This window comes from Phyllobacterium sp. K27 (assembly GCF_054796155.1).
The window spans coordinates 1,982,014-2,008,412 of record NZ_CM139240.1; the positions used below are offsets into that span (position 1 = coordinate 1,982,014).

Here is a 26,399-nt window from a genome sequence, read left to right on the forward strand (position 1 = left end):
TATGTCCATTTTCGAGCGCTACCTCACCGTTTGGGTTGCCTTGTGCATTGTTGTCGGCATAGCTCTTGGCCACTTCATCCCCGGTGTTTTCCAAGCCATAGGCTCGGCAGAATATGCCAAGGTCAATATCCCGATGGCGGTGCTGATCTGGCTGATGATCATCCCCATGCTATTGCGCATCGATTTCGCATCACTTGGTCATGTTGGGCAGTTCTGGCGCGGTATCGGCGTCACACTGTTCATCAATTGGGCGGTCAAGCCGTTTTCCATGGCATTGCTGGGCTGGTTGTTCATCGGTTGGCTTTTCCGGCCCTATCTGCCGGAAATACAGATCGATTCTTACATTGCAGGTCTGATCATTCTGGCAGCAGCGCCCTGCACAGCAATGGTGTTTGTCTGGTCGAACCTTACAAAAGGCGAGCCGCATTTTACCCTGTCACAGGTTGCCCTGAACGATGCGATCATGATCGTCGCCTTTGCTCCAATCGTCGGCCTCCTGCTTGGCCTTTCGGCAATCACCGTGCCTTGGGATACACTTGTCCTGTCTGTAGTCCTCTATATCGTTGTCCCGGTCATCATCGCTCAAATCGCGCGTCAACAATTGCTTGCAAATGGAAGTCAGGAGGGACTCGATCGTCTTCTGAGAACGTTGCAACCAATCTCGCTTGTCTCGCTGCTGGCAACTCTTGTCATGCTTTTCGGTTTTCAAGGCGAGCAGATCATCGCCCAACCCCTGATCATTGCTTTGCTTGCCGTGCCGATCCTTATTCAGGTCTATTTCAACTCGGGTCTTGCCTATTTGCTCAATCGCGTCAGTGGAGAACAGCACTGCGTTGCCGGGCCTTCCGCCCTGATCGGTGCCAGCAATTTCTTTGAACTCGCTGTTGCCGCTGCCATCAGTCTTTTCGGTTTCAACTCGGGTGCCGCACTCGCCACAGTCGTTGGCGTATTAATCGAAGTGCCGGTGATGTTATCTGTCGTGTGGATCGTAAACCACAGCAAGGGCTGGTACGAAAGTGGTGCCGCTGTTCAAAATCTGAAGAAAATTGAAAGGACAGTCGGATGACCGTCACCATCTATCATAATCCATCCTGCGGCACGTCGCGCAATACACTGGCGCTCATTCGCAATGCAGGTATTGAGCCGACGATTATTGAATATTTGAAGACACCGCCGAGCCGCAACGAACTCAAAGATATGATCAGCAAAGCCGGTTTGACTGTTCGCGAGGCTATCCGCGAAAAGGGAACACCTTATGCAGAACTTGGTCTTGACGATCCGTCCCTGACCGACGAGCAGTTGTTGGACGCAATGGAAGCGCATCCAATCCTGATCAATCGTCCGTTCGTTGTGACGGATAGGGGCGTGCGTCTGGCCCGGCCATCTGAACTGGTGTTGGACATTCTACCCGGTGCGCAAAAAGGCCCTTTCACCAAGGAAGATGGCGAGGTCGTTATCGATGCGGAAGGAAATCGCCTTGTCTGATCTGCCAAACATAGTTCAGCAAGCTCTGCATCTGCCGCAGCCTGCAAAACTTGTTTCTCCAATGTCAACGCACCGGCCGCGCATTCTTCTGCTGTATGGATCATTGCGAAAAGTCTCCTATAGCCGGTTTCTGACGCAGGAAGCAGCCCGGCTGCTTGAGCATTTTGGTGCCGAAACGCGCATCTATGATCCGTCTGGCTTGCCGCTGCCGGATGACGCGCCGGTCGATCACCCCAAGGTTCAGGAATTGCGGGAATTGTCACTCTGGTCCGAGGGGCAAGTCTGGACCAGCCCCGAGCGTCATGGTGCTATGACAGGCGTCATGAAATCGCAGATTGATTGGATTCCGCTCGCAATGGGAGCAATCCGCCCGACGCAAGGACGAACACTGGCTGTCATGCAAGTCTCCGGTGGCTCCCAGTCTTTCAACGCCGTTAATCAGATGCGAGTGCTTGGACGTTGGATGCGCATGATTACGGTTCCCAATCAGTCTTCTGTAGCGAAAGCCTATCAGGAGTTTGACGAAAACGGTCGCATGAAGCCCTCCGCCTATTATGATCGGGTGGTCGATGTCATGGAAGAACTGGTCAAGTTCACACTCTTGACCCGAGATGTTTCTGACTATTTGACGGATCGCTACAGTGAGCGGAAGGAGAGCGCGGCCAAATTGGAAGAACGGGTGATGTTGAAATCTGCAGTCTGACTGCTGCTTGCCGTGATCCGGAATTGAGCAGCAAAAATCACCGGATCTGAAGTTTGACAGGGCCGAGCCTTGATCGAGCAAATCAGAGCGATGCTGACGGCGGGAATATAAAGCCAGCCCTCCGCCGTTCAGATAAGGTGAAGTCGGCTACCAGTTCTGGTTCGGTCTGTCGGCTTGATCTGGCAATCCAGCACGTTCGGCATGAAGACTCAACGACAAGCCTTCAGACAGCACATCATGCCAGACCCGTCGAACTCCATACGCCGATCCCTGGATTTTAAATTCTGACAAACTTGGCTACCTGAATACTTCACGCGGCACTAGCAATCTGAAGGAAGTGGTTGGCCACGAAGCTGGGCACGGCTGCAGACGATAAGATAGCGACCGCTTGCATCAGAACTATCAAACAGAGAACCGCTCTATGGTGCAGTTCCTCTGATAGTGAACTTAGGAGACCAACGATCCGTTATGAATGCTCAGTGGAACGACTTACAAGCTCGTGGCTAATTCAAGAATGAATGGTACTGTCCAACCCGGCTGAACACCGTACCCGAGCAGCCAGCTGAACCAGTTACGGCCTGCAACTATCAGTATTATTGCGTAAGCTGGCGATACTTAGTTTAGCGTTGGAATTGCAATTGGACTGACGAGCCTGCTGGATGGGGTCCGCTAGCAGGTTCCAGAAATCCCGCATTGGTGTTGTGAACTCACGGAGACCGCTTATGCAAAGACTTGGCGATTCAATTGTTCTCAGTGCCACCGATTTAGTTGGGCATCTTCGTTGCGGACATCTGACTGATCTCGACATGAAAGTTGCACAAGGAACATTGGCTAAGCCGTATGTATGGGATCCGCTCCTTGAACTTCTCTGGGAACGCGGCGCACGCCATGAACGCGATTATGTTAGGCATCTTAAAGAAAAAGGGTTTCGCATTACTCTTGTTGAAGGCGTCGGGGTAGATGACGAAGCAGTCGCCAAGACGCGACAAGCAATGGCTGCCGGTGATGACATCATTGTTCAGGGCGCATTCCGGACAAAAAACTGGATCGGCCGCACGGATATCCTGCGCCGCGTCGATGACCCCAGTGATCTTGGTCCGTGGTCTTACGAAATTATTGATACGAAATTGGCAACAGAGACCAAAGGCGGGACTGTGCTGCAATTGTGCCTGTATGCTGATCTTCTGGCAGATGTTCAAGGGATAGCCCCGGCCAACAGTTATGTCGTAACGCCGTGGTCAGATTTCGAACCTCAGCAGTACAGGATGGATGACTACAGAGCTTACTATCGCCGGGTTCAAAAAAGCCTGGAGAAAGCCGTAGGATCGTCCGAAGCGGAGGAAATTTACCCTGATCCGAATGAGCATTGTGACGTTTGTCGCTGGCAACAGCGGTGTGACACACGGCGACGAGGCGATGATCACCTATCCCTGGTCGCGGGGATTTCCAAGGTTCAAATCAATGAGTTAAAACAGCATGGAATAAATACCGTAGTAGCCTTGGCGATGATTCCAGTTCCAATTTCGTGGAAACCGGAAAGGGGTGCCGCTCATTCGTACGAGCGAATACGGGAGCAAGCGCGCATCCAGGTTGCTGGTCGCGAATCCGGGAAGATTCTTCACGAGTTGTTGCCGGTGGAGAACGGCTACGGTCTGACAAGCTTGCCCCAGCCATCTGCCGGCGACATATTCTTCGACCTAGAAGGCGACCCTTTTGTCGGGGAGGGCGGACTTGAGTATCTGTTCGGTTATGCATGCCGAGCCGCCAACGGGAGCCAATTTTACTCAGCAAAATGGGTCTTTTCCAAAGAGCAGGAAAAGCTGGCATTTGAACATTTCGTTGATTTTATTTTTTCAAGGCTGCAGGACCACCCCGATCTTCATATTTATCACTTTGCCCCATATGAACCTGCAGCACTCAAGCGTTTGATGGGGCGCTACGCCACACGCGAGGAGGAGATTGATTTCCTTCTGCGCTCGAAGCGCTTTGTGGATCTCTACAGCGTAGTGAGAAACGGCGTTCGGGCCAGTGTCGAAAGCTATTCAATCAAGAAGCTCGAGCCGCTCTATTCGTACACGCGGGAGATAGACCTTTCAGAGGCAAATGCCGCACTCGGAAAAGTGCAAGCAGCACTCGAACTCGGGGACCTTGAACTCATTGATGATGCGGACCGTGGCATTGTCGAGTTATATAATCGTGATGACTGTATTTCCACCTGGCAACTAAGGGATTGGCTGGAATCCCGCCGGACCGAACTTATCGCCAACGGCGCGGACATTTCTCGTCCGGCGACGGAAGAAGGAGTTGGGGGCGAAGCGCTGAGCGAATGGCAGGAAAAGATTGACACACTTGCCGCGCGTTTGAATGAAAAAATACCCACTGATCCCTTAGAACGCTCGGCTGAACAGAATGGGCGTTGGCTGCTGGCCAACATTCTTGACTGGCATCGACGCGAAGAAAAGGCGCTCTGGTGGGAGTATTTTCGGCTGTCCGATCTCACGTCTGAGGAACTCCTTGATGAGCGCGCCGGGATTTCCGGTCTGACACTGATGGGTGTGACTGGTGGAACAGCCAAAGCGCCAGTTCATCGCTATAGCTTCGTCTTGCAGGAAACTGAACTGCGTGGCGGCGAAGACTTGCATAACGTAGGAGGCGCAAAACTAGGGTCGATCCAAGCGATCTCATTGGATGAGCGTTGGGTCGATGTAAAAAAACGTATGGACAGCGCGAACGTGCATCCGGAGGCAATGTTCTCGCACAAGGTGATAAACACACGCATACTAGCAGAGTCCATCGTTCGTATAGCTGAATATGTCGTCGAACATGGCCTGGACGGCGAGGGGCCTTATCAAGCGGCGCGAGATCTCCTTATGCGGATGCCGCCGAGGATTGGTGGGCAGTCAATTCAAGGTTCTGGTGAGACCACACTTGATGCTGCGCTCAGGATTTCACCATTTATTGATGGGGGCTTTTTTCCAATTCAGGGACCTCCGGGTGCCGGCAAGACTCACACTGGCGCGCGAATGATATGCGAGCTCGTACGGGCGGGAAAGACTGTGGGCATCACAGCCAATAGCCACAAAGTCATCCGCAATCTTCTCGATGCGGTAGGTAAGGCTGCAGTTGAAATGAAGATTGACGTCAATTGCATCCAGAAGCCCTCCGATCCGGAACCCGATCAACCAAATCTGCGATTTGCCAAGGATAATGCCGCGCTTTTGGGCGCAATTGGAAATGGGTCGCAAGTGGCGGGTGCTACCGCATGGTTGTGGTCTTCACCAGACGCCGCGAGAACGGTTGATGTCCTGTTCATCGACGAGGCAGCTCAAATGTCATTGGCCAACGTTATTGCCGTCTCGCAAGCTGCACATAGTATCGTATTGCTCGGAGACCCACAGCAACTTGAGCAGCCAATGCAGGGAAGTCATCCGGAGGGTACGGATGTTTCGGCCTTGCATCACATTCTTAATGGGCAACAAACTATCGCAGATGATCGCGGTCTGTTTCTTGCCGAAACATGGCGTCTGCACCCAGATGTTTGCCGCTTCACGTCAGAACTCTTCTATCAAGGGCGACTACACTCGCGACTGGGTCTTGAAGTTCAGGACATCCGCTCGGCTTCACGTATAAGAGGGAGTGGCCTCCGGTATGTTCCCGTTCCGACCCAAGGCAACCAAAGTTCTTCACCGGAAGAAGCAGATCAAGTTCGGAATCTAGTTAATGAGATTTTTGGATGCGAGACCATGTGGATCGACCATAAGGGAGTTGAGCGTCTAATTACACTCGATGACATTCTCATCATCGCCCCCTACAACGCTCAGGTATTCGAACTCCGGGACAGAATCCCCGGCGGTCGTGTAGGGACAGTAGACAAGTTCCAGGGTCAAGAAGCTCCAATAGTCATTTATTCGATGACTACATCTAGTTATGCGGACGCGCCGAGAGGCATGGAGTTCCTTTACAGCCTGAACCGACTTAACGTGGCGACCTCCCGTGCAAAATGCCTATGTGTGCTCGTTGCATCGCCATCGGTATTCGAGGCTCAATGTCGGACGCCTCGGCAAATGCAGTTAGCAAACGCGTTCTGCCGTTATCTGGAATTGGCTTCACCGATCTAGCGAGAGCCTCTCAGATCGCGTAAAATACGGCATTAAGTTACCACGCAGTTCCATGACATCTAATTGGGCACTGGATTTGAAACTTGGCCTCGTTTTGCTTGCCTTGCTAAATAAGCTAAATCGTCCAGACGGCGCGCAGTGGCGTTGAACGAATAATATCGACCAAATTATGGGGACTGCCATGTCCGCTTTTAAACTATTCCTGCAAGACACCTTACAAACATTCCAACGCCTGTGAATCCATCGTCGAATTGCGTTTTTCAGTCCCATAATTTGTGAGCCGGGTCTAACTGTCGACAGTCAAAATTGTTGACAAAAGATACGACGTTTCATGTCTTGGAAATCTCACCTACGAGGCTCTGATCAATACGGAGGTGCCTCAACCGGCTTGGCAAGGCTGGAGCTAACATGTTACCATAAGTAGCTGTTTTTAAATTAAATAAGTTTGCGCGACCCCACCATTGTTTCATAAGATCAAAGGATTCACGGATCACTATCCCGGCGTAGTGGCGATAACTGAAAATCCTCCGTTACTTACCTGGCAACTTGGGGTAAATTAACTTGCGTGCTAGTTTCAACGTTCAGATGCCACACTTGGTGCGCAGGATCGTAGATGCCCGGGAGGGGAAAGAAGCGATGTATTGTAAGGAAATCTTTCGCGTTCCGCGTAACGATGGGAACGTTGTGAATGATAGCCAAACTCGCAATCGCAAGATCCTGGCCACACTTGGGTTCCTTGGTTCCAGGAGAGGCTACCCAGAGAAATCTCAGTTCGGGAGTCAAAGTCATGCGCGCGTAAAGCTTCGCAGCGTCGGTTACCATGTCTATCGTCACAAATCGCTCGTTCTGGATCAGCCGAACAAACCATTGTTCGAGGCTGTCGCTTTTGTCGGGATTCGTCTTTCTCAAGCGCTCTACGCCCCGATAGATTTCAAAATACGTGCTGAAAGAGATCATGAGGGATTGTGCGGGTTGGAGGCTGACCCAAGCCTTGAGAGCCCCATGGGCGCTTTGCCGGGACAACTCACTCAGCACATCCGTATCGAGAATGTACATTGCCACCAAAGAACGTTTTGCGGTGGCTTAGTCACGCCGTACGCCGCTATCCCCCAAGAGCGCGGCAATTTAGACAAAGTTGGGTGAAATGACAAGAAACCCTGGCGATCAATGGACGAAAGAGGAGGCGGCTTCAAACTTCGCAGCTCTTTTGGATGTTGTTGAGAAGGAGGGTCCTCAGACAATTGTCGATGGTAATCGAGCGTATGAAGTGCGCATTGTCAAACATGCTTTGGCTTCGCGGGATGACGTATTGGACGAACTTGGCCCACTAAGCGATGACGATCACAGAGTTGCCTTTGGCTCCGACGACGATAATAGCCCGTGAGTGCATTTTTCTCATCCTGAAGTTCTTCACGATATTCTGTTCTAACGTTTTGTCCTCAAGAGCAAGGAGGCATGGAAGAGCTTCACGGCTTCCGAAAACTACCGCTGCAACATTGACGGCAGCAATAGACCAGAAGCGCACACCGCGACGCGATCAACGGCGATTTCCCGTCTTGTCATAACGCAGCGTGGCTGCCTCAATCTTGTCGCCATTGGCCGCTGCCCACTCGCACAGTGCTTCAAACGGCTCCCGCAAGGAATGTCCTAGCGGAGTAATTGCGTACTCCACTCCGATCGGCTGCGTTGGGAGCACCGTCCTCGTGACAAGGCCGTTCCGCTCAAGCCTCTTCAAAGCATCCGCCAGAGCCTTATGAGTGATCCCATCGAGACGTCGCTTGAGTTCGTTGAACCGCGCAGGTTTCGGACAGATCACTGTCAGTATCAGGATCGTCCATTTATCAGCGATCTTGTCGAGCACCGGGCGAACCTGCGCCATGTCGCAAAGCGCGCGCTGAGAAAGTACTTCAAGGTCGGTATACTGGTTCATATCTAGGCTATTCCAGGTGCGTAATTGATATCAGATATCCAACGTATATCATAGCGAGACCATTCAGTGAAAGGATTTACGATGGATCGCATGAGTAACAAGGTGGCTTTGGTCGTCGGCGGCGCGAAGGGTATCGGCCTGGCGATTGCAGAGCGACTTTCTGCCGAAGGCGCAAATGTCTTCATCACCAGTCGCAGAGGTGAAGATGCTGAAAAAGCGGCCAAAGCCATTAGTAATGGCGCTGTCGGTATTACCGCGGACGCAAGCTCTCCGGAAGACATGGTGGAGGCTGTCGAAAATGTCCGCAAAGCATACGGTCGTATCGACGCGCTTGTTTTGAATGCAGGTCTTTCCGAGCCGTCGCAGATCCCCGAAATAACGCCGGAGCATTTCGACCGCCACTTTGGCGTCAATGTCCGCGGGATGGTGTTCGGCCTCCAGGCGGCTCTCCCCGCAATGGCAGAAGGCGGCTCGGTCGTCCTCGTTGGGTCCATAGCCGGGAACGCGGGCTACGCGGCTTATGGAACCTACTGCGCAACCAAAGCGGCCGTTCGATCCTACGCCAGAACCTGGACGGCAGAACTCGCACCCAAAGGTATTCGAGTCAACGTCGTTGCACCCGGCCCCACGGATACGGACATGATGGCCGCTGTGGCGGAGGACACTCGCGCTGCAATTGTCGCTCCGATTCCGATGGGTCGTATGGCACGGCCTTCAGAAGTGGCTGCGGCCGCCTTGTTCTTGTTGAGCGATGACGCAAGCTACATCGCCGGTGCCGAACTGTGCGTCGACGGCGGCTTACGGCAGGTCTAAGCGTCCCTCGAAACGATGTACCCGATCTAGAGTAAGTCGGGTAAGGGCCTCACGCTGGCAATTTCGTAGGCAGCTGCGGTGGGGAGACGACGGTCACGCCCGGGGAAGAAGCAGATGCACACTTGTTCCTTTTTTCACCTCGCTATCAACAAACCACTGGAGCAGGGGCTCCAGTGGTTTGGAAATCGGTCAGGCTGCTGCGATAGATTTCTCGATATCCTGGATAGAATGTCCGGTCAGATCTTTTGCAATCTCGCCAATTAAGATGGCTTCCAATTCCTTATGATAGTGCTTTCGCAACTCTCCCAGCGCCTTGGGGGCCGCGATCACCACCAGCCCGGTGATCTTGCCGTTAAGCACCAGTCGGTTTAAAACGTCAGCAATTCCTCCCACGAAATTATCCTCGTCAGCCTGCCCTTGGTCAGGATTTGCCGAACTGCTTTTGCGTCCTCCGCTTGCGTTGTTGCTCTCGGTATCAACATCGGTATCAGGAAGTGCTTTCAGACTCGGATCAATGTTATCACTTACGTTCTGAAAGAGATTGAACTTTTCGCCATCCGCAACCGCAACCGTCGCCCCTTTAGGAATTTGCATGCTTTAATACTCCACGTTATGCCCGCCACATTTGGTAAAGGGCAAACTAGAAACCTTGGCATAATTGCCTGGTCTCTATAGGGTAACGCGCTGGCACAACATTCGATGCAGCAAGGACTGACAGATTGACCTCCTGGACAATCTAAGTAATGGCTGCTTCTGGGAAGAAGCTGCTTCAGCAATCTCGGCTGTAGTCACCAGCAGTGAAATAACCCTATTCAAAAGTACGGAATTTGATGGCCGATATGACGAACATGCAACTAATCCGCCTTTGCTCGTCAAGTGGTTGGAAAGGAACTAGACTCTCGAACTCGTTGGGCATTTTCATTCCCATTCAGCCAGAATCAACGAAGGCGAAGACTCGCGTAAAATCACCCTTCGCAGCGTCATTGCGATGGATCATGAAGATGTAGTCACCATGATCGGAGAAACTGAAGTCGGCTTCACCCCCTGAGGCAAATTTGATCAGAATGAACCATCCATCCGGCATGACTAAATCCGACCAGCCTTGCTTCGCTGCATAATCTGCAGCCAGCTTCTGGATACTGGACAACTCCCGTACACCGGAGATTCCGAACATCTGGTGCTGCGGCCCTTCGCCGATCTTGAAGTTTTCCTGGATTGCCAATGCGAAACCGGATGGATCTTTTATTCCCGCATCCACATAGGTTTTCGGAATGTTGGTGTCGGGGAGACCGAACGGTGTGCTGAGCGATCGCTCAAGCCGGAGCTCCTGTGCCGATCGGCTGATCTCATATTCGGACGCAAACACCATCACCGCGTGCCCATCACGTTTGAACGTCATACGTCCTTTGTCGTCAGTCTCGACCGACAATCCGTCGATCCTGGTTCCGTCCGCCACGAACTGTTTCCGGTCGCCGTTCCAAACTACCATTCGAAATGCAGATTCAGTCGTGTCGATTGCGCTGTCCGGCAGAGCATGAGTAACCAGTGTGACGCCAGGCGGCGTATAGTTGACACGCCAATCGCTATAATCCGTTCCTGTGAAAAAGGAGAGCAGTCCTGCATCCGGCAGGATTTCGGCGCGCTCCGGCAGGTCGGCGAGTTCGATCTGGCCCAGAAAATTCAGATAGAAGCCGCTCGCATCACGCGGCCAGTCCATCTTCTCCGGCAGATCGGGGCCACCGCCGATACGGCTGAGCCCGGTTTTGTCTGCTTCGACCACATCAAGTTCGGTCAGGGATACCGTCGGTAACACAATCTGGCGCAAGACATCCCGCTTGTCCTGCAGGCCAGATGCTGCAACTGCCTTGTCAAAGCGAACCTCCACGTCAGCGACAGGCTCTCTGGCGCGCGCAGATCTGGCAGCTTTTTCCCGTTCTCTTTCCCGCTCCCTGTTGCCGGCCGCCGCTTCGTCGATCTTCTTTTTCATTTGCTCGAGCAGCGCTGTTTTCTGGTCTTCGCCGACCTCTCGCGCCTTGCTGGCGGCAACTCCTGCAAGCTTGATTCTGATGGAGCCAAGTAATCGCGTGAAATCCGCCTCGACTGCCGGAAAATCAGCTCCGCTCGTCATCGCTGTGGCGTGATACCAGGCAGTGCCGTTGTCCGATACAAGCAATACACGCAGCCGGTACCAATCCCGTTCTTCATTTGTATCCCAGTCCTTGAGACGATCTTTGATCGTGGTCATTTCTCCGGTCATACCAGCGAAAACGACTGCCTTGCGCTCGATGATGGCTCCGTTGTCCTTCAATGTATCCGTGAGCCAGTCTTGTGGCGACACATCTTTCTCGGCTTCCGTCGTCCACACACTTATTTGGGGTGAAAACGTCGTCTCCGGCTCGCGTCTCAGCCCAATCGAGCCAGCAAAGACGCGCGTATTTTCAAACATGGGATTGGCTTCGACCGAAAATTCCGGGGTTTCGACCAGCTTCATGGGTTTCTCCTGTGCTGACGCGTTTACAGCCAACAATAAAAGCAGAGACGTAATGGCGCAGGACAGCAGATACCTCACTTGTGATCTCCTTCTATTCCTGACGCAAAGCGTGTAACGAATTTTAGACTAACCCAAACGTCTGCTTTTCGTAATACCTAAGTAAACGAGCTAACTCGTTCATAGGCTATGTCTGCGCAACGACGAATGAGAAGCCGATAGCTGGTTGCGGTGAGCCGTTCGTCGTGTAACGGGCAGTGAGGAGAATAACGATGGTCGAAAATGAAGACAGCAAAATCGGAATTGATGTATCCACCGCCTTGAAGATCGCTGTTAGTGCAGTGAATCTTGCAGGCAGGAACAAGGGATTTGCATTTCAGCATCATTATTGAGATTGGTGAAGTCGAGCCAGCGTCGGTTAATTGTTATTGAGTTTCGCGGGATATTTTTTTGACAGACGATACCGTTGAGGATTTCGAGATAACGCTCTATTTTGATGGCCCGTCTGACCTTTCGCACTCGGCGCTCATCGAGGCTTGGGGCCGAGAGGGCTACGAGTGTGAGCGAATGGACGAGAGGGGCGTTTTCAATGGCCTCCGTGGTTCGACCTATGTCTTTGTGGGAGAACCCACGCGAGTTGAGACGCGGGAAACTCCAGATCATTACCCTCTCGTGACGCAGCCTGAGATCGACTGGACAAAGACCTTCTGCGTCGATCCCAAGGCAGGTTATGATGATCTATTTCGGGCGACCCACCGGGCCCACTTCAAGATGAGGGTTCTGACAGATGAGAAACAACCCGAGATTGCCCACAACGAGATTGCCGCAACATTGCTGGGCATCCACCAGTGCGCGCCTATGCGCGCAGCAGTGCTGCATTCTATTGGCATGATCGTCGGACGCACCGATCTCGATGACTATCTAAACTATGTGAATAGCCACTTGGATCAGCCGGCCCAGAAAGCAACAATGCTGGCATTCGGTGCTTTCGTAACTCAGGGTGAGTATGGAACGCGGGCTTGGACCACTGGCCTCGAGCATTTCAGCGTCATGAATTTGATGATCGAAGACCTGCAAGGTGACGTGACGAAAGCGCTGCTTTCCGTATTCGGACTCGGAAACCTTGTTGTCCATGGTCGGCGTTTCAAGGCTGGCGAGGCCATTACATCGTTCGATCTGCACGCCCGCTTCGAAGATTCAGAGATGGATGGAAAACCGATGCTGCGAGTGATCAGGCACGAGTAGAATACTTTCTAAGCACTGGCTAATCTGTCATCGGGAGATTTCGGAGTGATTTGGAGGCATCTTTTGAGAATGTGAAGACGGGCCTGCGCAAAAGAGGCAATTCAGTTAAGCTGGTCGCACTCAACAGCGTCAATCCCATTTGACAAGCCATGTCTGGCGGCTGGTCATTCCGTTCAGCTTGTTGTTCGCACGGCTCGCCCTCGCTCTAACATATTTCGGAGGGCCAGCATCACCACAACACAGGCGATGAGCGTTCCACCATCAGGAATTGCCGGGAAAGGTAGAATCCGATTCAGGACGCCGATTCCCAAGCAGACGATCACTTGAACGCCAGCCACCAATAAAAGAATAGACTTGATGTCCCTACGTCGCGCTGCATCAATCTGGTCCAAGGCGAAGAGCCGATAATAGCCACACACGAAGAGTGGAATGAGTAGCGTGATCACTACAAGGAATGTTGCATCCATGAACCATGCAGCGTTGGACAATAGTGTGGGATCGAGAACAAAAAATACGGCGATGAGATAGCTCCCAGTAATATTGGCCAGAAACGGCGGCCAGAGCAGAACGGCCGATGATATCTGTAAGTCTGCTTTGCCAGAGCCATTACTTCGCGAAAGCAAGTTACATGCGAGAACAGTCATGGCGACTGCAGCTGCAACTGAAATACAAACAATTAGCGGTTCCAAAACGGAACTTGGGCCGGAATGCGTCAGTTCAACCAATGTGACCACTCCATGCGGCAGAGCTCCAAGCATTGGTATGGTCAAGAGCAACCAGACACCCGTCGCCATACCGGGAAGGCGGACGATGTCAGCCAGCCAGATCATCACTGCGGAAGCACCGATAAACGATGCAATCCCTGCAACCAACACGCCTGCAGACCCGTCCACTATCCCCATCGAGGTTAGTGCCCTTATGATGCCGTACCCTTGAATGGCGGTAAGAGCGAGAATGAGTATTTTGACAATGAGGCTCATCCTGGAAGAGCCCGCAGGGGACGCTTGTCATTTTGCTAAAGACGGAACGATTAGTTTTGTGATTTCCATATCGGCAAGCACGGTAAAGAGGGGAAATGCTCCCAGCGCAAAGATCGAGAACCGCGCCATTGCCTGCATTGGCGAATAGGAAATTTGTTCAGCCAAGGCTGCGGCGTCGATACCGGGTACAGGAATTCGGGAGCCGAGCAAAATGGCTATGTACGCCAATGCAATCCGCACCCATGGTAAGTTCAGCATTTCTAGTGGTGGCGACACTCAACAATCCTATCGTTTACCGCAAAGCCCTCATTTGCGTATGCTCCAAAAAAGAGAAAGGTGCATCTTATTTCGTGTCGACAGCTGTTAATGGCTGCACCTCAAAATGAATTCACGGGCATTCAAGACTAAATGGACGAACCAGCCAGATCATCCCTTCCGGCTTCCCACTCAAAGCCTCTTGCCCAATGATCCGATTTCACTATGATTTGCGCATGATAAACGCTCGCGTCACCATTGTTATGCTCATGACCACGCACCTTGTAGGGTGTGCGGGAGTGGCATTGCGTTAGTCGCGATACAATCAACCTGCGAACCCTGCCGAGGCGAGCAGGGTTCATGACACTCCGCTCTCCTCCCTCACAGAAAAGGAGAGCCGCCCATGAACAAAGTTGCCCAACAGTCATCGAATACTTCTGAATTAACTTCCGTAAAGCAATCAGCTGGGCTGTGGATTCGCGCAGCCCGGATTGATGATTTTGAAGCCCTGTCAGCCCTGATCAATCTGCCGGGCTTTCGGGCCGGCACGCTGCGGTTGCCATATCAACGACCGGAGCAGACGAAGAAATGGCTGGAAAGCCAAGGGCCGAACGCGCTTATCATTGTCGCTCTGATTGATAATGTCATCGTGGGCCAGGCTGGTCTACATCCTTACACTGGCCGCCGGGCCCATGCCGCCGAACTGGGGATCGGAGTGCACGACGATCATGTTGGGAAAGGGGTAGGTACAGCACTGATCCGGGAAGTGATCGACGCTGCCGACAATTGGCTGGCGTTTAAACGTCTTGAGCTGACGGTCTATACTGACAATGCTCCGGCGATCCGGCTATATGAAAAGTACGGTTTCGAACGCGAAGGCATACACCGTTCCTACGCCTTCAAGGCAGGAACTTATGTCGATGCTCTGGGCATGGCTCGCCTGCGATGCTGACTTTTTGATTCGCCCAGCGCGCTGTCACCGAGTGGTAGTGATTCAACAAATGCGAGTGCAGGTGTTTGCATGATCTGAGGAGCGTGACGAACTTGGTGTCCTAATCGACACGGTGGTAGGGCGTCAGGCTTCAGCCTCGCGGATGATGAAGATATCACCGCAGAATGGCGGGAGTGGTAACGGGAGCTGGGCCCACGTCGACGCGGGTCCGTTCATCGTTTATTGATTGGATGCTATGTTCCAGTTGTAAATACAGCGACCAAGGCAGGTGGCAAGCTGTCTCATGCCATTTATAGGCATGCAGTTTTCTACTGAAGGTTTTTTCGGTCCATCGGCGGGATCATTAAAACCAGTTGGAGAAGGAAAAATCATGACCGAACTGTTCGCGGGGAATATCGAGGCTCACTATGGACAGGCCTATATTGAACTGGATGGATCATTTAACGGAGAAATGGACAACTGCTTCCGGGGCCAGAACAATGGCCTGTGCGGGGCACAGACGCCAGCAATATTGTTTCTGATGACCGGCCTGCACACCGGCATTATTGGCATCACCATACGTCTGTTCGATGCCGATCCCGGTATCGATGAAAGCTGGGAGGAGGTCTCGTTTCAAGCACCCAAAGGGGAGATCACTTTGATGGAATGGGCGGCCGATCAAGGCGTGGGCATGGCCGTGCCAACCGGGTCCTATCGGGCGCGGTACCAAAGCAGGGCGATGCAGACAGCCAATGAACTTGACACCAATGTCAATGACACCCCCGTTGATACCTATCGGCTGGACTTGTGGACCGCCCCGCTTGCCCCTGATCGTATCGTGAAGCAAACTTCAGCCGTCGCAGCTTACTGGCATGACTGGGCAAGTAAGCTCGTGGCTGCTGGATAACTTCCGGCGGCCTCCCCATGTCGAGGAAATCCTCGCTCAAACACAGCGGCATCGATTGTGAAAACTCCAACGTGCTGGACGATATCCGTGTCCCTCAGTTTCATCCGGGGTGGGAATAGTCCCTTAACTGGATTTCACCGAGCTGTGACAAAAGGCTCATATGCTCAAATGCGCTGTAGATGACTAGATTTTTTAAAATGGGCGACCCGCCAAGCGCTAAGGCTGGTTTGAAACCATAAATGTTGTCGGGTGGCAAACTTCCAAGCTTTGCAAGCGTACGCTTGAATAGTGGCTTTCCATTCTCATCATTTTCATCCTTGGCTTTGGCGTCCAGACCATTGAGAGCGCTCGCTATGACAATGTCGGCTTCGTACTTTTCCGCATGTTTGTTGGAAAAATCTTTGCACGACATTTCCAAGTTCACCAGATCGACCGTGATAGCGAAAAACTCTTTATGCCAAAGCAGTAGTCTGCCAAAGGCAGAAAACCCAACCGGGCGAATCAGTTTGGGGTCAAAATCCGCGTCGCCTTCGAATATCTGATCGACTAGAGGCTGGTAGCTCGTTGGGTTGCAAAACTGGAAATAGCCGTCGAGAACCTTTCATATCCACACTCCTTCCAAAATTCGAGCAAGGAAGGGGGCACAACATCCTGGTAAGCAGTAATATCTGGATCGGTTGGCTGAAGGGCATAACCCCTCCGGCCGACCAAAGCGCTCAACGATAAATTGGAAATTATCATTCAAAGCCATGTTTGTGTTCTTCTGTTACCGTATCGGAAAGTGTATCATACGCCGTAGCCATTGCTCGCGGCCGTTGCAATCGGGTTGCCGTTTACCTTCACGAAGTTCCGGGCCGTCGAAACCACGGGGCCACCAACATGCGGCCTCCGCCCCGGATCAACCATCGGACAAGTGCATAGGCCTAAAAGGGTAACCGCGCGTCCAGACATAATCAGTCTCCACCGAGCTGTCTGACGACTTTGATGCGTGGAGATGACATATCGCGCAAATCAAACGGTCCTGCCTGTGCCGCAAGACTCATCGCTTCCAACGCCGAGGCAGAGCGAAAATTATCGGCGGTGATACTGCCCCCAAGTGCGGGATGCAATTTTGGAGCATATATCTGGCCGGAGGCCAACTCGCCATTAGCCTTTAATGTTCGTTTGTACAATGGCTTTCCATTTTGATCAGCCGGGTCATAGGCATTATCGTCCACACCCATAACCGCATTCCCGATGCGTATATCATCGCTGATTCTGGGTCGAGGCTCGAAACGCTCATCGCAAAGAACATAATGATAGATCAGGTCTATATCCATCACACGATAGTCTTCGTTCCACACTAAAAGTCTTCCGAAAGCGGAGAAGCCAACCACATGGCTTCGCTCTGGCCGGAACTCCGGATCATTGCCGAACACGAATGTGAGGATGGAGCGGTATTTTTCCGGATTGCACAATTGGAAATAACCTTTCATCCAGACGCCAAGGCCATATTGCTCCCAGAACTGCAACAGGCTGTCCGGCAGCCTGCCACGATAGGTATCCAGAGCCGCGTGCGATAGCCTCTCGCCAAGCTGAGGTGGGCCAAACTTATCGAGTGCCATCTGGAAATTGATGAAGAGTTCTGCCATACCTCGTTCCTATAGTTTATATGTGTATCGAAGTCTGTGTTTCTTGTGTCATTTAACCACCACGCAGCGATACAGGCTATTTTTCCTCGGACATGCTTCTCTCTACAGAGTTCATATCCATGAGCAGAGTACGACCTGTAGGCATTGCACTACCTCGCTGGAACGGCATTCTTGTCCAGAGGAAGATCCACGTTCATCTCCGCATCCGCTAGTTTAATCTCAAACAGGGGTGCAACACTTTTGGCAAAAGTCAGTCTTATGAATTTTTCGTAGGTCTCGCCATCTTCGATACCTCCATCGAGCAGCTCAAATGTCAGCTGATATTTTCCAGCACCAAGTACCGTGGTCCGCTCGTCCATGATGGATCCGATAACCACTTTGTCTTCCGGTATATCGAAAGGTACCAAAATCACACGCGTAGGTTCCCCGGAAAGGTGACTGGTCTCTGGTTCTGTGAGCACCTCAACAAAAACAGTATTGCCGTCTGGCACAGCAAAGGAAACACTACCTTCGCGCCAGGAAAACCCTTGCGTATATTGCCGATCGTTCCAGTCATTGAAAGGGTTCTCCAGATCGGGATCAAACACGGCGATCTGCGCATAGCTTATGGTGAGAGGAAAGCGTTCGGTCATTGTTTATGGTCCTATTACTATTGTAGCTTTGCACCCGTACGTCGCAGCCTAGTTACTTGGTCCATTGATAATCCATGCTGTCGAGGACTCCCTGCCTTGAATAAGAAACTGCTGACATGTGGTTGGCAACGCCAATTTCGCTTTATTGGCACTCTGCCTCAGTTGGTCATTTCTGGAAGTTTGGTGCCGCACCAAGGACAATATGAGATCCGAATCATCGAGCTGCCGCGTTGGCCCATGCTTTCAACACGCGCACGCCTTCCGGTTCAGCTCCGGGCCAGAGCTGAACCACGTAGTGGTCATCTCCTTTAAGACCATCTTCACTGAGCGTGTCGAGACCGGAAAAGCACGCACGCATGCCAAGTGTTCCCGCGTTCACCGAAAGTCGCGGAGCGGTGGGCTCGTAATCCGTCAGCCCAGCCAGCACGAGTTGACCGGAGGGACAATCGAAATGTGTCTCGACAACGTGTTGGTAGGCATCGAGATCAAGGGCGGGTTGTTTGTCGTGCCATTCGACGCGGATCGGCACGGTCATATTGCGTGCTGTGTGAAGAATGATGGCATATGGCCCAGCCATGAGGCGTCGGGAGACCGCTTCATTGGTGTAGTCGTCGGGTAAATCAGGATGGGCCTCGTCGTGCAGGTAAATCTGAAAATAGTCGGCGAGGAGATTGCCCTGATAAAGGACTTTGGGCGGAATTGTCCCAGCAGCCACGGGTGCGGTCATTCCAAGCACTCCCATTGCGAGTAAGGCGCGTCGATTCAAAAGCATGTTTCGTCTCGCGGCAATTTGATTTCTGGCATATGCTCCACGTGAGTTTGTTGCGAAATCCCGAGTCTTGAATCTGAGAGTACAATGACTTTTGCGACGCAACAAATGTCAGGCAGATCGTCCATCTAGGGCGCTTCCTGAACTGGTCAGTGCTTGGTAGCGCAAGCTCATAGGCGGAGAATGACATGAATTGGATCGTTAGGCCTTTCGAAGGTGCTTTCCCACTACGATTTGGGATGAGTTCTGAAGAAGCAGCCAGCGTCAGATAACATAGAAGAAATTGAGAACCGGACCATGGATCTTTTGCGATCAGGCGCGCGCGGCAGGCACGTGAAGATCGCCCTTACCGAAGTGGCTTGAGGAAACCGGCTGAATAAAGTCATCTCCATCACAAACCTAAGTATCTCACTGCCGCGAGCGCTGCATCGAGGTCTGTCAAGTTTCCTTCACTGACGACTGACAGGAAAGATTCCTTATCAAGAAGATATGGTTCTGCCAGATCTTGTGGTTCGCATATTGGCTCAGCCACTTTTACGGCATCAAGCATCAGATAAATATGCTTGCGTGCAGTCGAATACGCAGAGACAAAAGTCGTGGCCAAATGAACGAGTTGTCCGTCGTAACCGACTTCCTCGATAGTCTCTCTGCGGGCGGCGAGTTCCGGTTCCTCATTTCTATCAACGCTCCCTCCAGGAATTTCCATCAGATATTTTCCGGGTCCTGCACGAAATTCCTTCAACATTACAAACAGCCCGTCCGATGTCACAGGCAGACAAACTGCCACGTCAGCCTCTTCACGGACAAAGTAGGTAGCCGTATTTCCGAATGGCATGCGTTGGTGGATGCGCTTTACCGTGAGGAACGGATTTGAATAGACTGTTTCTGTTCCGAGAATTTCGGGTGTCGGGTCATCCTTGATTGTCATTATTTCTTTCTGCCGAATGTTGGGTGTAAAAGTTGAAGGTCTCAATGTCATAACCTCAACCATAGCAGTTGTATCTCATTGATAGGGAAGGCCATTCTTCATGCTCATTATTTTAGGCGGTTTGCCGGGCACTGGAAAAACGACAATCGCTCGTGCCTTGGCAAAGCAACTAGGGGCGGTCCATGTGCGCGTTGATACAATCGAGCAAAATATCCGGGCGTCTGCCGTGCTAAAATCGGACATCGGCCCAGCCGGATACAGGGTCGCCTATGGGATCGCCGAAGACAATCTGACGCTCGGCAACACGGTCATTGCCGGTTCTGTAAATTGCTTGAAGGTAACCCGGGATGCCTGGCTGTCGGTTGCGAGGCGATCAGGGGTCCGGCAATTGAAATAGAGGTTATCTGTTCCGACAAGGATGAACATCGCCGACGGGTGGAAACGCGGAAAACCGATGTTCCAGGCTTGAGAAAGCCGAGCTGGGAAGAAGTTGTGGGCCGACATTATGAGGAGTGGGGCCAGAATCCCTTCATTGTCGATACTGCAAAGCAGGATGTGGCGCGATCAGTTGCCGAATTGATTTCAAAGCTCGGACTTGGCCGAAATCAGACAACGCCATGACGGCTCAGGCGAGGAGCGACGGTGCAGAAATTAGCAGGTAATCGAAAATCTGCGCCGATTATATCTCAATCCAGGAACTGTCTGACCGGATCATCGGACCAGATCTGAATTTCGATATATTTCTCAAAAGGCCTGTTCGCATATCCCTGATAATCTGGATCGATGAGATCGGCCGGCAACCCATGCTCGGCTATCAATCCAGGCAAATCCGCAAGCTTGAAGACTCTGTTGTGATACACTTTCTCTTCGTATGGCAGCCCGAATAACGGTCCGAACCCCATCGCAGTAAAACTGTCCGCATACGTGGCGCTGACAATATCTTCGGACAGCACGTCAAGGCCGATACGAAGTTCAAGCGTCTCGGCGCTCAATCCCTTGAACCAATCGGAAGTCCCCAGGACAAGATAATGTGGCGCTAATCGTTCCGGCTTGCCGCCCGCTTCAATGAAAAGACGCCGTAGTTTCTCTTCTGTCAGCTTTCTCAGCTTCATATAACGACGGCCAAACACGCGTTTTGATTGCGCGCCCGCACCGTTTGAAAGATCACTTATGACAGCATCAATTTCAGATTCAGGAACATCCGATAAATTGCGAAAGGGCTTACTGGAAGCCAAGAAGTAGTGGGTGGCAAATGTAGGCACATCATTCATCGATCATCGCCCCTTCAACATTACGGCATACTTCGCATAATGAGCTGAAACGCTCCAAGCGTGGCAATTCTAATTTTGTACACAGGGACAGACAATACATGGATCCAGAACTGGATATTCGGACCGCCGCTGAAGATGATCTTGCCAATGTGCTGGAGCTGTACCGCCAACTGCATCCGGATGATCCTCATCTCTCACCAGATTCAGCCGTGAAAATATGGCGTCAACTCACGGGGTGTCGTGGCAGTGAGATCTTCATCGGTCTTGTCGACGGGAAGGTGGTCTCAACCTGTACGATTGTCGTGGTGCCCAATCTGACAAGAGGTGGCTTGCCTTATGCTGTGATTGAGAACGTTGTGACGAATGGACAGTACCGAAAGAAAGGATTTGGCCACTTGTTGCTGAAAGCCGCGATAGCTCATGCGTGGACGTATCGTTGCTATAAGGTCATGTTGATGACCGGCTCCAACAACCCCGGCACTCTCAGATTCTATACCAATGCCGGTTTCGAACAGAGCAAAACGGGCTTTCAAATCCGAAGATCATAGATGTGAATTCACATTAGAGAACGTGGGCGGATGATATCAAATGGTGCATATGTTACCGTGACATTGACGGACCACGTCACCGAGTCAAAGCAGATAGGTTGAAGTCCAGCAAAGGCATGACCGACATTCCTTTCAACGCCGCCAAAATCCGATATTCGACGCCGCACGTGGACGCCATAAAGGCGTTGCTTCGAGATCGCTATGTTTTGCCAGCATCATTGGATGTTACCTTCCTGCGCCGCGGCTTCAATGACTCTTATCTGGTCCATTCAGACAGCGAAAAACTTGCTGTATTACGCTTGTCGGGCTGGCGAGCTCGCGGACCAGAGGACGTAGAGTCGGAAACCGATCTACTTGCTTTCTTGGATGAAGCGGGCGTCCCGGTAGCGGCCCCGATCCCGACCCGGGATGGCAGGTTGTTTTCCAGACTGGAACTACCACAAGGAGAACGATCCGCTGTCTTGTTTCGGTACGCCGAGGGTGAAGAACCGGGCTATCACTCAGTAGAGGCCGCGCGGGCACAAGGCGTGACCATGGCCAGAATCCATGATGCCGCTGAGAAATACCCCCGGTTGAATTCCGGAACATACCGCCTTGACCTTGATCATCTGCTCCATCGCCCTCTTGCCTCAGTATTGGCCTTGGGACTCCTTGATACAGACTCTGCTGAATCGCTTACCGAACTGGCATCAAGATTATCGACATCCGTAACGGCTATCGACGCTCTGACATGGGTAAGCTGCCACGGCGATTGTCATGGCGGCAATGCCCGAATTGCCAAGGCTGGTCCCTTGAAAGAGCAGGCGATATTCTTTGATTTCGACGATGGCGGCCCGGGATATCTTGCTTACGATCTCGCCGTTTTCCTTTGGGCTCAGACGCTTCGCGGTAATGATTACACGCTGTGGCACGCCTTCATCAAAGGGTATCGGGGCATCCGGTCGATAAACCCGATAGATTTTGAGGCAACACACCTGTTTGTGCCAATTAGGCATTTCTGGCTCATGGGAAATTATGCCAGCAGGACAGCTGAATGGGGTTCCGAAGCTGTTACGACGAAATGGTTAACCAGGCAGATAGAATACATGCTCAAATGGGAGCGCGAGAAGCTGGTACCCGGCTTTCTTTGAGTTCCAGGCCGGAAACTTCTTTTCCTCCAGTTGATGGGAAGCCAACGTACCTTCCGAAAAAGTGGAGAATAGCCAGCCGCCATGAATAGACGTTCACTTCTTTGGTTGATGAACATCAGAATCAAAAGTCGAACCGCTATAATCTGTGACGATCCATTTCTCCATCGTAACGTCTCTTCCTAAAGTTTTTTCTGTTGCTGACCTAGTAGCTTTCAAGGCGGCAACTGCTGCTGGTCGGTTATCAAACACGCCAACGAGTGTGGTATTTGGCAATCGATACCATTCGTCTTTGTCGCTGAGAATCCACAACGCCCAGCCATTCTTGGTTGCCTGATCCAAGAATGTAGAATGGGGGCTCGGGTTGGTTTCGCGCAGATCGTACGTAGCAATAAATTTAGGCATGCATATCTCCAATTTACAATTAATTTTGAATTATCTGTTTTGTTAGATCGAGAAAGCAAGCCGTAGGGCGATGATATGCACCGAGAAAAGAGCCTCAGCAAAAAAGATAAAAGAGATAGCTGATAAGGCAGAAGGCGGAGTAACAGCAGAGCCAGAGGTACGATGTTGCTTTGCAGTCAATTCGTGAGCTTTCGAGGTGATGAATCACACTCGGCAGTCAAAGCGCCCAGTATACAATGAAGTTGGGATTTACTCGCAAAGCGACAGATTGCTGACGGTGATCTAATTGTTTCCTCTAAGATTGGGTAAGTTCTTCAAAACGCTTAATGTAATCTTCGATATTTTCTTCCAGCATTGCGCGATACTGTTTAACAAAATAGTCGATTGTCTCAGCTTTTGAGGCTTTCAATTCGGCGCTACTTGAGTGACCTATCGCACTTACGAAGGCATTGAACCGCGCAGTAGCATACATGCATGACGAACTTATCTCGCCAGGAGTTGCTTCTCCCATCTGTGAATTTGCAATGCCGATGATGGCATCTGCACGGAGGAAAAACTCTTCATTGGGTTCAGATGTCAATTTGTCCTCCAGCTACTTGGATAATGAATGCTGTACCGAAGAAAGCCCAGCACGAGCGTTCAGTCTGCAGCGATCAAGATTCTTGATGACGAGACGCTGGGGACGAAAGGCGAGATATCGCTGCTCTCAAAGAACTCGCCATCCAGACTTGGTCGGTATGCCCGGCAGGGAAACTGCGGCGTTCAGCGCGCTGCGCGCGGAGAATATGTTTCCAGATTGTCCCGCCAAAATAGCGATTGAAGACGATGAAATAAGCGACGATCAGTACGAAAAACACCAGTGCGGGCAAGCCTTCAAGTTTAAATCCTGTATCAGTCCGACCTCCAAGGACAGTCGCAACTACGTAGCCTAGCACGAAAAACGCAGTGATGAAGTCAAGTATCGCAGCCGTGACGATACGCCAAGTAGCCGGGCCCTTGTTCGCGCCTGTGTCCGACATTCGAATTCCCCTTAGCAGTGTTCTCAATGATTTGCCTGACCTACGATAGTCCGCAATGCGAGAATTCTCGACAGGAGAACCTATGCTTCTTTTTGCTTCATTGCCGTAGAAAAGTGGCAATGGCGCGAGCCAGATCTGTTGGATTCTCTTCCGTCACACTGGTTGGTCTTTCTTCTAGGCAATTTTGCCTTCGAGGCCGGGACACATGCGGTTCTCAATAACGTTTCGCCGTCCACTTCCATTTTTTCAGAAATGCGGTTGAATGAACCGGAATATGGTCAGCAAATATGCTTATTTGAGCAATATTTTCTGCCGGGATGTTTGATGTTACGCTCAATGAAAATGCTTTGGGGAGTGCGGCCAAGCACGTGGGTAAACGCAATTGAGATTGCGAGGATCAGCATGAGATCGTTCAACATTCTTAAGGAGAGCATATGCCTACGGTCATCACAAACGACGGCGTCGAGATATTCTACAAGGACTGGGGGACGGGCCAGCCAATTGTCTTCAGTCACGGTTGGCCACTCTCGGCCGATGATTGGGATGCACAGATGATATTCTTCGTAAATCACGGCTTTCGTGTCATCGCGCATGACCGGCGCGGACACGGCCGCTCCGCTCAGGTCGGTGATGGTCACGACATGGATCATTACGCTGATGACCTTGCCACCCTGACCGAAAAACTTGACCTTAGAAACGCCATGCATGTCGGCCATTCGACCGGGGGAGGTGAAGTGGTGCACTATATCGCGCGCCACGGCGAAGCCCGGGTAGCAAAGGCAGCGATCTTAAGTGCCGTACCACCACTGATGGTGAAAACCGATGCCAATCCGGGTGGCTTGCCAAAGGATGTATTTGATGGTTTCCAAGCCCAGCTCGCTGCGGGCCGTAGTGAATTCTATCATGCCGTGGCCGCAGGTCCCTTCTATGGCTACAATCGGCCAAACGCCAAACCCTCGGATGCAGTGATCAATAATTGGTGGCGTCAGGGGATGATGGGTGGTGCCAAGGCACATTACGATGGAATTGTTGCTTTCTCGCAAACCGATTTCACCGAGGACCTCAAGAAGATCACAGTTCCAGTGCTTGTGATGCATGGCGATGATGATCAGATTGTGCCCTATGCCGATTCAGCGCCATTGTCGGCAAAGCTTTTGAAGAACGGGACACTGAAGACCTACGAAGGTTTTCCGCATGGTATGCCGACGACTCACGCGGAGATCATCAACTCGGACCTGCTTGCATTTTTCCGGGCTTAATGCCCTACCGGCGTCGACCAAGGAGCACTTGATGCGATTGGAAAGCCATGTATCAAGATATTCCCATGGTTTCCTAGCCATTACGGTCGAGACCCAACGCGGCGTTCAAAATCAATAGGAACGAGCTCGTAGGCACAAGCCATAAGATCGGATTTTGCCTCTACAAAGCGGGGAGGTCCCGCATACGCTGATTGGGCAATGTGTTGGAGGCAAATGACGCCGGAAAAGTGAAGGCTTATGTCGTCGCTGGCCATTTTAAGAATTCATCATCAGCCCAACCGTGGGTAGCATGCCAAAGCTCACCACCGTATTTCCGCACTAATGGGAGATGATGAGCCAGAAAATTAGCCGCGTGTTTGCGCTTCAGTTCTTCATCCGTTGTCCTGTGGTCAATGAAATATAGTCCTGGGCCATCTGTAATATGCGGATTTCTTAGGATATTCGCTGGCACACCGTGAACGATAATATTCCTGTCACCGATAATGCCCTTAAGTTTGGATAGTGCACCAATCGATAGTTCAACCCATTGATTGGATCGGTGTGGTTCAAGAATTGTTGTGAGGTAATTTATTCGCCCGCCTTCACCTGACATCGAATGAAATTTGACTAGATCAACTTCAGGTTCGTCCGAATATCGCTCTAAGAGGATCCGCATAAGCGAACTGATTGTTCCCCAAATCGCTGTCACTCGGCCGATAGAAACCAAAATATCCTCATTACCATCGAAAACGGAACGAAGGTTGAGCGTCGACTGATTGTGATCGTTCATTAGGTCCATCCGTTGTTCGGCAAACATGGTCTTACTGAGAGGTTCGCTCAAACCTCGGCGAAGGGCAACAACGCATTCCAGACTTGTAACAATCCCCGGCACCTCACAGGTCAGCCCCGGCGTCATCGGCGTTTTTGTATGAACTGTTGACACAGCATCTACTCGCGTCAAACAGTGTTCAGAGTA

At 51.7% G+C, this 26,399-nt stretch carries 30 protein-coding genes and 3 pseudogenes; 13 read left to right on the forward strand and 20 right to left on the reverse strand.

What is annotated here, in order from left to right:
* Nucleotide 1 precedes the first annotated feature (1 nt).
* From arsB to arsH, 3 genes are read left to right on the forward strand one after another with little or no spacing between them, the layout of a single operon-like run.
* On the forward strand, nucleotides 2–1,066 hold the full coding sequence (gene arsB, locus ACYJL1_RS09620; RefSeq protein WP_460895207.1) for an ACR3 family arsenite efflux transporter: 1,065 nt from the start codon (nucleotides 2–4) through the stop codon (nucleotides 1,064–1,066).
* Nucleotides 1,063–1,485 (forward strand): arsenate reductase (glutaredoxin), encoded by a 423-nt coding sequence (gene arsC, locus ACYJL1_RS09625; protein ID WP_460895208.1) that lies wholly within the window; start codon nucleotides 1,063–1,065, stop codon nucleotides 1,483–1,485. Before arsB ends, arsC begins: the two co-directional genes overlap by 4 nt.
* Nucleotides 1,460–2,188 (forward strand): arsenical resistance protein ArsH, encoded by a 729-nt coding sequence (gene arsH / locus ACYJL1_RS09630; RefSeq protein ID WP_460895209.1) that lies wholly within the window; start codon nucleotides 1,460–1,462, stop codon nucleotides 2,186–2,188. The genes arsC and arsH overlap by 26 nt, the downstream gene beginning before the upstream one ends.
* Before the next feature lie 95 nt (nucleotides 2,189–2,283).
* Here arsH and ACYJL1_RS09635 read toward each other — a convergent pair.
* Nucleotides 2,284–2,470: pseudogene (locus ACYJL1_RS09635) on the reverse strand (IS3 family transposase); the annotation flags it as partial.
* 440 nt (nucleotides 2,471–2,910) lie between these two features.
* Here ACYJL1_RS09635 and ACYJL1_RS09640 point away from each other — a divergent pair.
* Nucleotides 2,911–6,306 (forward strand): TM0106 family RecB-like putative nuclease, encoded by a 3,396-nt coding sequence (locus ACYJL1_RS09640; RefSeq protein ID WP_460895210.1) that lies wholly within the window; start codon nucleotides 2,911–2,913, stop codon nucleotides 6,304–6,306.
* A 534-nt stretch (nucleotides 6,307–6,840) separates the two neighbouring features.
* Here the strand turns inward: ACYJL1_RS09640 and ACYJL1_RS09645 are convergent.
* Nucleotides 6,841–7,362, reverse strand: coding sequence for a PIN domain-containing protein (locus ACYJL1_RS09645; protein ID WP_460895211.1), 522 nt, complete (start codon nucleotides 7,360–7,362; stop codon nucleotides 6,841–6,843).
* 88 nt (nucleotides 7,363–7,450) lie between these two features.
* Between ACYJL1_RS09645 and ACYJL1_RS09650 the strand changes: the two genes are divergently transcribed.
* Nucleotides 7,451–7,690: a hypothetical protein gene (locus ACYJL1_RS09650; protein WP_460895212.1), complete on the forward strand. Its 240-nt coding sequence runs from the start codon at nucleotides 7,451–7,453 to the stop codon at nucleotides 7,688–7,690.
* 153 nt (nucleotides 7,691–7,843) lie between these two features.
* Here ACYJL1_RS09650 and ACYJL1_RS09655 read toward each other — a convergent pair whose 3' ends face one another.
* Complete coding sequence (locus ACYJL1_RS09655) at nucleotides 7,844–8,236, reverse strand: winged helix-turn-helix transcriptional regulator (RefSeq protein ID WP_460895213.1); 393 nt, start codon at nucleotides 8,234–8,236, stop codon at nucleotides 7,844–7,846.
* An 81-nt stretch (nucleotides 8,237–8,317) separates the two neighbouring features.
* On the opposite strand from ACYJL1_RS09655, the gene ACYJL1_RS09660 reads away from it, so the two are divergent.
* Nucleotides 8,318–9,049 (forward strand): SDR family NAD(P)-dependent oxidoreductase, encoded by a 732-nt coding sequence (locus ACYJL1_RS09660; protein ID WP_460895214.1) that lies wholly within the window; start codon nucleotides 8,318–8,320, stop codon nucleotides 9,047–9,049.
* Between the two features lie 189 nt (nucleotides 9,050–9,238).
* On the opposite strand, the gene ACYJL1_RS09665 is transcribed toward ACYJL1_RS09660, so the two are convergent.
* Both ACYJL1_RS09665 and ACYJL1_RS09670 read right to left on the reverse strand, forming a co-directional pair.
* On the reverse strand, nucleotides 9,239–9,643 hold the full coding sequence (locus tag ACYJL1_RS09665; RefSeq protein ID WP_460895215.1) for a host attachment family protein: 405 nt from the start codon (nucleotides 9,641–9,643) through the stop codon (nucleotides 9,239–9,241).
* 334 nt (nucleotides 9,644–9,977) lie between these two features.
* On the reverse strand, nucleotides 9,978–11,540 hold the full coding sequence (locus ACYJL1_RS09670) for a DUF1963 domain-containing protein (protein WP_460895216.1): 1,563 nt from the start codon (nucleotides 11,538–11,540) through the stop codon (nucleotides 9,978–9,980).
* Nucleotides 11,541–11,987: 447 nt separating this feature from the next.
* Between ACYJL1_RS09670 and ACYJL1_RS09675 the strand changes: the two genes are divergently transcribed.
* Nucleotides 11,988–12,782: a hypothetical protein gene (locus ACYJL1_RS09675; protein WP_460895217.1), complete on the forward strand. Its 795-nt coding sequence runs from the start codon at nucleotides 11,988–11,990 to the stop codon at nucleotides 12,780–12,782.
* A 173-nt stretch (nucleotides 12,783–12,955) separates the two neighbouring features.
* Here ACYJL1_RS09675 and ACYJL1_RS09680 read toward each other — a convergent pair whose 3' ends face one another.
* The 3 genes from ACYJL1_RS09680 to ACYJL1_RS09690 all read right to left on the reverse strand — a co-directional run bounded on the left by ACYJL1_RS09680 (nucleotide 12,956) and on the right by ACYJL1_RS09690 (nucleotide 14,379).
* A complete protein-coding gene (locus ACYJL1_RS09680) occupies nucleotides 12,956–13,762 on the reverse strand; it encodes a hypothetical protein (RefSeq protein WP_460895218.1) in 807 nt (268 codons plus the stop codon).
* Between the two features lie 27 nt (nucleotides 13,763–13,789).
* Nucleotides 13,790–14,038 carry a hypothetical protein gene (locus ACYJL1_RS09685; protein ID WP_460895219.1) on the reverse strand — a complete coding sequence of 83 codons (249 nt, stop codon included), beginning with the start codon at nucleotides 14,036–14,038 and terminating at the stop codon, nucleotides 13,790–13,792.
* 128 nt (nucleotides 14,039–14,166) lie between these two features.
* On the reverse strand, nucleotides 14,167–14,379 hold the full coding sequence (locus ACYJL1_RS09690; protein ID WP_460895220.1) for a hypothetical protein: 213 nt from the start codon (nucleotides 14,377–14,379) through the stop codon (nucleotides 14,167–14,169).
* 41 nt (nucleotides 14,380–14,420) lie between these two features.
* On the opposite strand from ACYJL1_RS09690, the gene ACYJL1_RS09695 reads away from it, so the two are divergent.
* Nucleotides 14,421–14,969, forward strand: a complete 549-nt coding sequence (locus tag ACYJL1_RS09695; protein WP_460895221.1) for a GNAT family N-acetyltransferase — start codon at nucleotides 14,421–14,423, stop codon at nucleotides 14,967–14,969.
* A 370-nt stretch (nucleotides 14,970–15,339) separates the two neighbouring features.
* On the forward strand, nucleotides 15,340–15,855 hold the full coding sequence (locus tag ACYJL1_RS09700) for a hypothetical protein (RefSeq protein ID WP_460895222.1): 516 nt from the start codon (nucleotides 15,340–15,342) through the stop codon (nucleotides 15,853–15,855).
* A 100-nt stretch (nucleotides 15,856–15,955) separates the two neighbouring features.
* Here the strand turns inward: ACYJL1_RS09700 and ACYJL1_RS09705 are convergent, their stop codons facing one another.
* From ACYJL1_RS09705 to ACYJL1_RS09735, 7 genes and pseudogenes are all read right to left on the reverse strand, one after another.
* Nucleotides 15,956–16,267, reverse strand: coding sequence for a T6SS immunity protein Tdi1 domain-containing protein (locus ACYJL1_RS09705; protein WP_460895223.1), 312 nt, complete (start codon nucleotides 16,265–16,267; stop codon nucleotides 15,956–15,958).
* Nucleotides 16,268–16,342: 75 nt separating this feature from the next.
* Nucleotides 16,343–16,393: pseudogene (locus tag ACYJL1_RS09710) on the reverse strand (hypothetical protein); the annotation flags it as partial.
* 415 nt (nucleotides 16,394–16,808) lie between these two features.
* On the reverse strand, nucleotides 16,809–17,486 hold the full coding sequence (locus tag ACYJL1_RS09715) for a GAD-like domain-containing protein (protein ID WP_460895224.1): 678 nt from the start codon (nucleotides 17,484–17,486) through the stop codon (nucleotides 16,809–16,811).
* Between the two features lie 149 nt (nucleotides 17,487–17,635).
* The gene (comJ, locus tag ACYJL1_RS09720; protein WP_460895225.1) at nucleotides 17,636–18,118 is read right to left on the reverse strand and encodes a competence protein ComJ; all 483 of its coding nucleotides are present in this window, start codon (nucleotides 18,116–18,118) and stop codon (nucleotides 17,636–17,638) included.
* Nucleotides 18,119–18,276: 158 nt separating this feature from the next.
* A complete protein-coding gene (locus tag ACYJL1_RS09725; RefSeq protein WP_460897996.1) occupies nucleotides 18,277–18,357 on the reverse strand; it encodes a DUF6980 family protein in 81 nt (26 codons plus the stop codon).
* Complete coding sequence (locus ACYJL1_RS09730) at nucleotides 18,333–18,845, reverse strand: hypothetical protein (protein ID WP_460895226.1); 513 nt, start codon at nucleotides 18,843–18,845, stop codon at nucleotides 18,333–18,335. Before ACYJL1_RS09730 ends, ACYJL1_RS09725 begins: the two co-directional genes overlap by 25 nt.
* A 433-nt stretch (nucleotides 18,846–19,278) precedes the next feature.
* The gene (locus ACYJL1_RS09735) at nucleotides 19,279–19,815 is read right to left on the reverse strand and encodes an NUDIX hydrolase (RefSeq protein WP_460895227.1); all 537 of its coding nucleotides are present in this window, start codon (nucleotides 19,813–19,815) and stop codon (nucleotides 19,279–19,281) included.
* A gap of 100 nt (nucleotides 19,816–19,915) precedes the next feature.
* Between ACYJL1_RS09735 and ACYJL1_RS09740 the strand changes: the two are divergent.
* Nucleotides 19,916–20,436: pseudogene (locus ACYJL1_RS09740) on the forward strand (AAA family ATPase).
* 65 nt (nucleotides 20,437–20,501) lie between these two features.
* On the opposite strand, the gene ACYJL1_RS09745 reads toward ACYJL1_RS09740, so the two are convergent.
* Nucleotides 20,502–21,086, reverse strand: coding sequence for a hypothetical protein (locus tag ACYJL1_RS09745; protein ID WP_460895228.1), 585 nt, complete (start codon nucleotides 21,084–21,086; stop codon nucleotides 20,502–20,504).
* A gap of 98 nt (nucleotides 21,087–21,184) precedes the next feature.
* Between ACYJL1_RS09745 and ACYJL1_RS09750 the strand changes: the two genes are divergently transcribed.
* Nucleotides 21,185–21,634 (forward strand): GNAT family N-acetyltransferase, encoded by a 450-nt coding sequence (locus ACYJL1_RS09750; protein ID WP_460895229.1) that lies wholly within the window; start codon nucleotides 21,185–21,187, stop codon nucleotides 21,632–21,634.
* A gap of 116 nt (nucleotides 21,635–21,750) precedes the next feature.
* Nucleotides 21,751–22,764, forward strand: a complete 1,014-nt coding sequence (locus tag ACYJL1_RS09755; protein WP_460897997.1) for a phosphotransferase enzyme family protein — start codon at nucleotides 21,751–21,753, stop codon at nucleotides 22,762–22,764.
* Between the two features lie 93 nt (nucleotides 22,765–22,857).
* Here the strand turns inward: ACYJL1_RS09755 and ACYJL1_RS09760 are convergent, their stop codons facing one another.
* The 3 genes from ACYJL1_RS09760 to ACYJL1_RS09770 all read right to left on the reverse strand — a co-directional run bounded on the left by ACYJL1_RS09760 (nucleotide 22,858) and on the right by ACYJL1_RS09770 (nucleotide 24,185).
* Entirely contained in the window at nucleotides 22,858–23,166 is a 309-nt protein-coding gene (locus ACYJL1_RS09760; RefSeq protein WP_460895230.1) for a hypothetical protein, read from the reverse strand.
* 295 nt (nucleotides 23,167–23,461) lie between these two features.
* Nucleotides 23,462–23,746: a DUF3144 domain-containing protein gene (locus ACYJL1_RS09765; RefSeq protein WP_460895231.1), complete on the reverse strand. Its 285-nt coding sequence runs from the start codon at nucleotides 23,744–23,746 to the stop codon at nucleotides 23,462–23,464.
* A gap of 73 nt (nucleotides 23,747–23,819) precedes the next feature.
* Nucleotides 23,820–24,185 carry a hypothetical protein gene (locus tag ACYJL1_RS09770; protein ID WP_460895232.1) on the reverse strand — a complete coding sequence of 122 codons (366 nt, stop codon included), beginning with the start codon at nucleotides 24,183–24,185 and terminating at the stop codon, nucleotides 23,820–23,822.
* A gap of 434 nt (nucleotides 24,186–24,619) precedes the next feature.
* On the opposite strand from ACYJL1_RS09770, the gene ACYJL1_RS09775 reads away from it, so the two are divergent.
* Entirely contained in the window at nucleotides 24,620–25,444 is an 825-nt protein-coding gene (locus ACYJL1_RS09775; RefSeq protein WP_460895233.1) for an alpha/beta fold hydrolase, read from the forward strand.
* 235 nt (nucleotides 25,445–25,679) lie between these two features.
* Here ACYJL1_RS09775 and ACYJL1_RS09780 read toward each other — a convergent pair whose 3' ends face one another.
* On the reverse strand, nucleotides 25,680–26,366 hold the full coding sequence (locus ACYJL1_RS09780; RefSeq protein ID WP_460895234.1) for a hypothetical protein: 687 nt from the start codon (nucleotides 26,364–26,366) through the stop codon (nucleotides 25,680–25,682).
* Nucleotides 26,367–26,399: the final 33 nt, after the last annotated feature.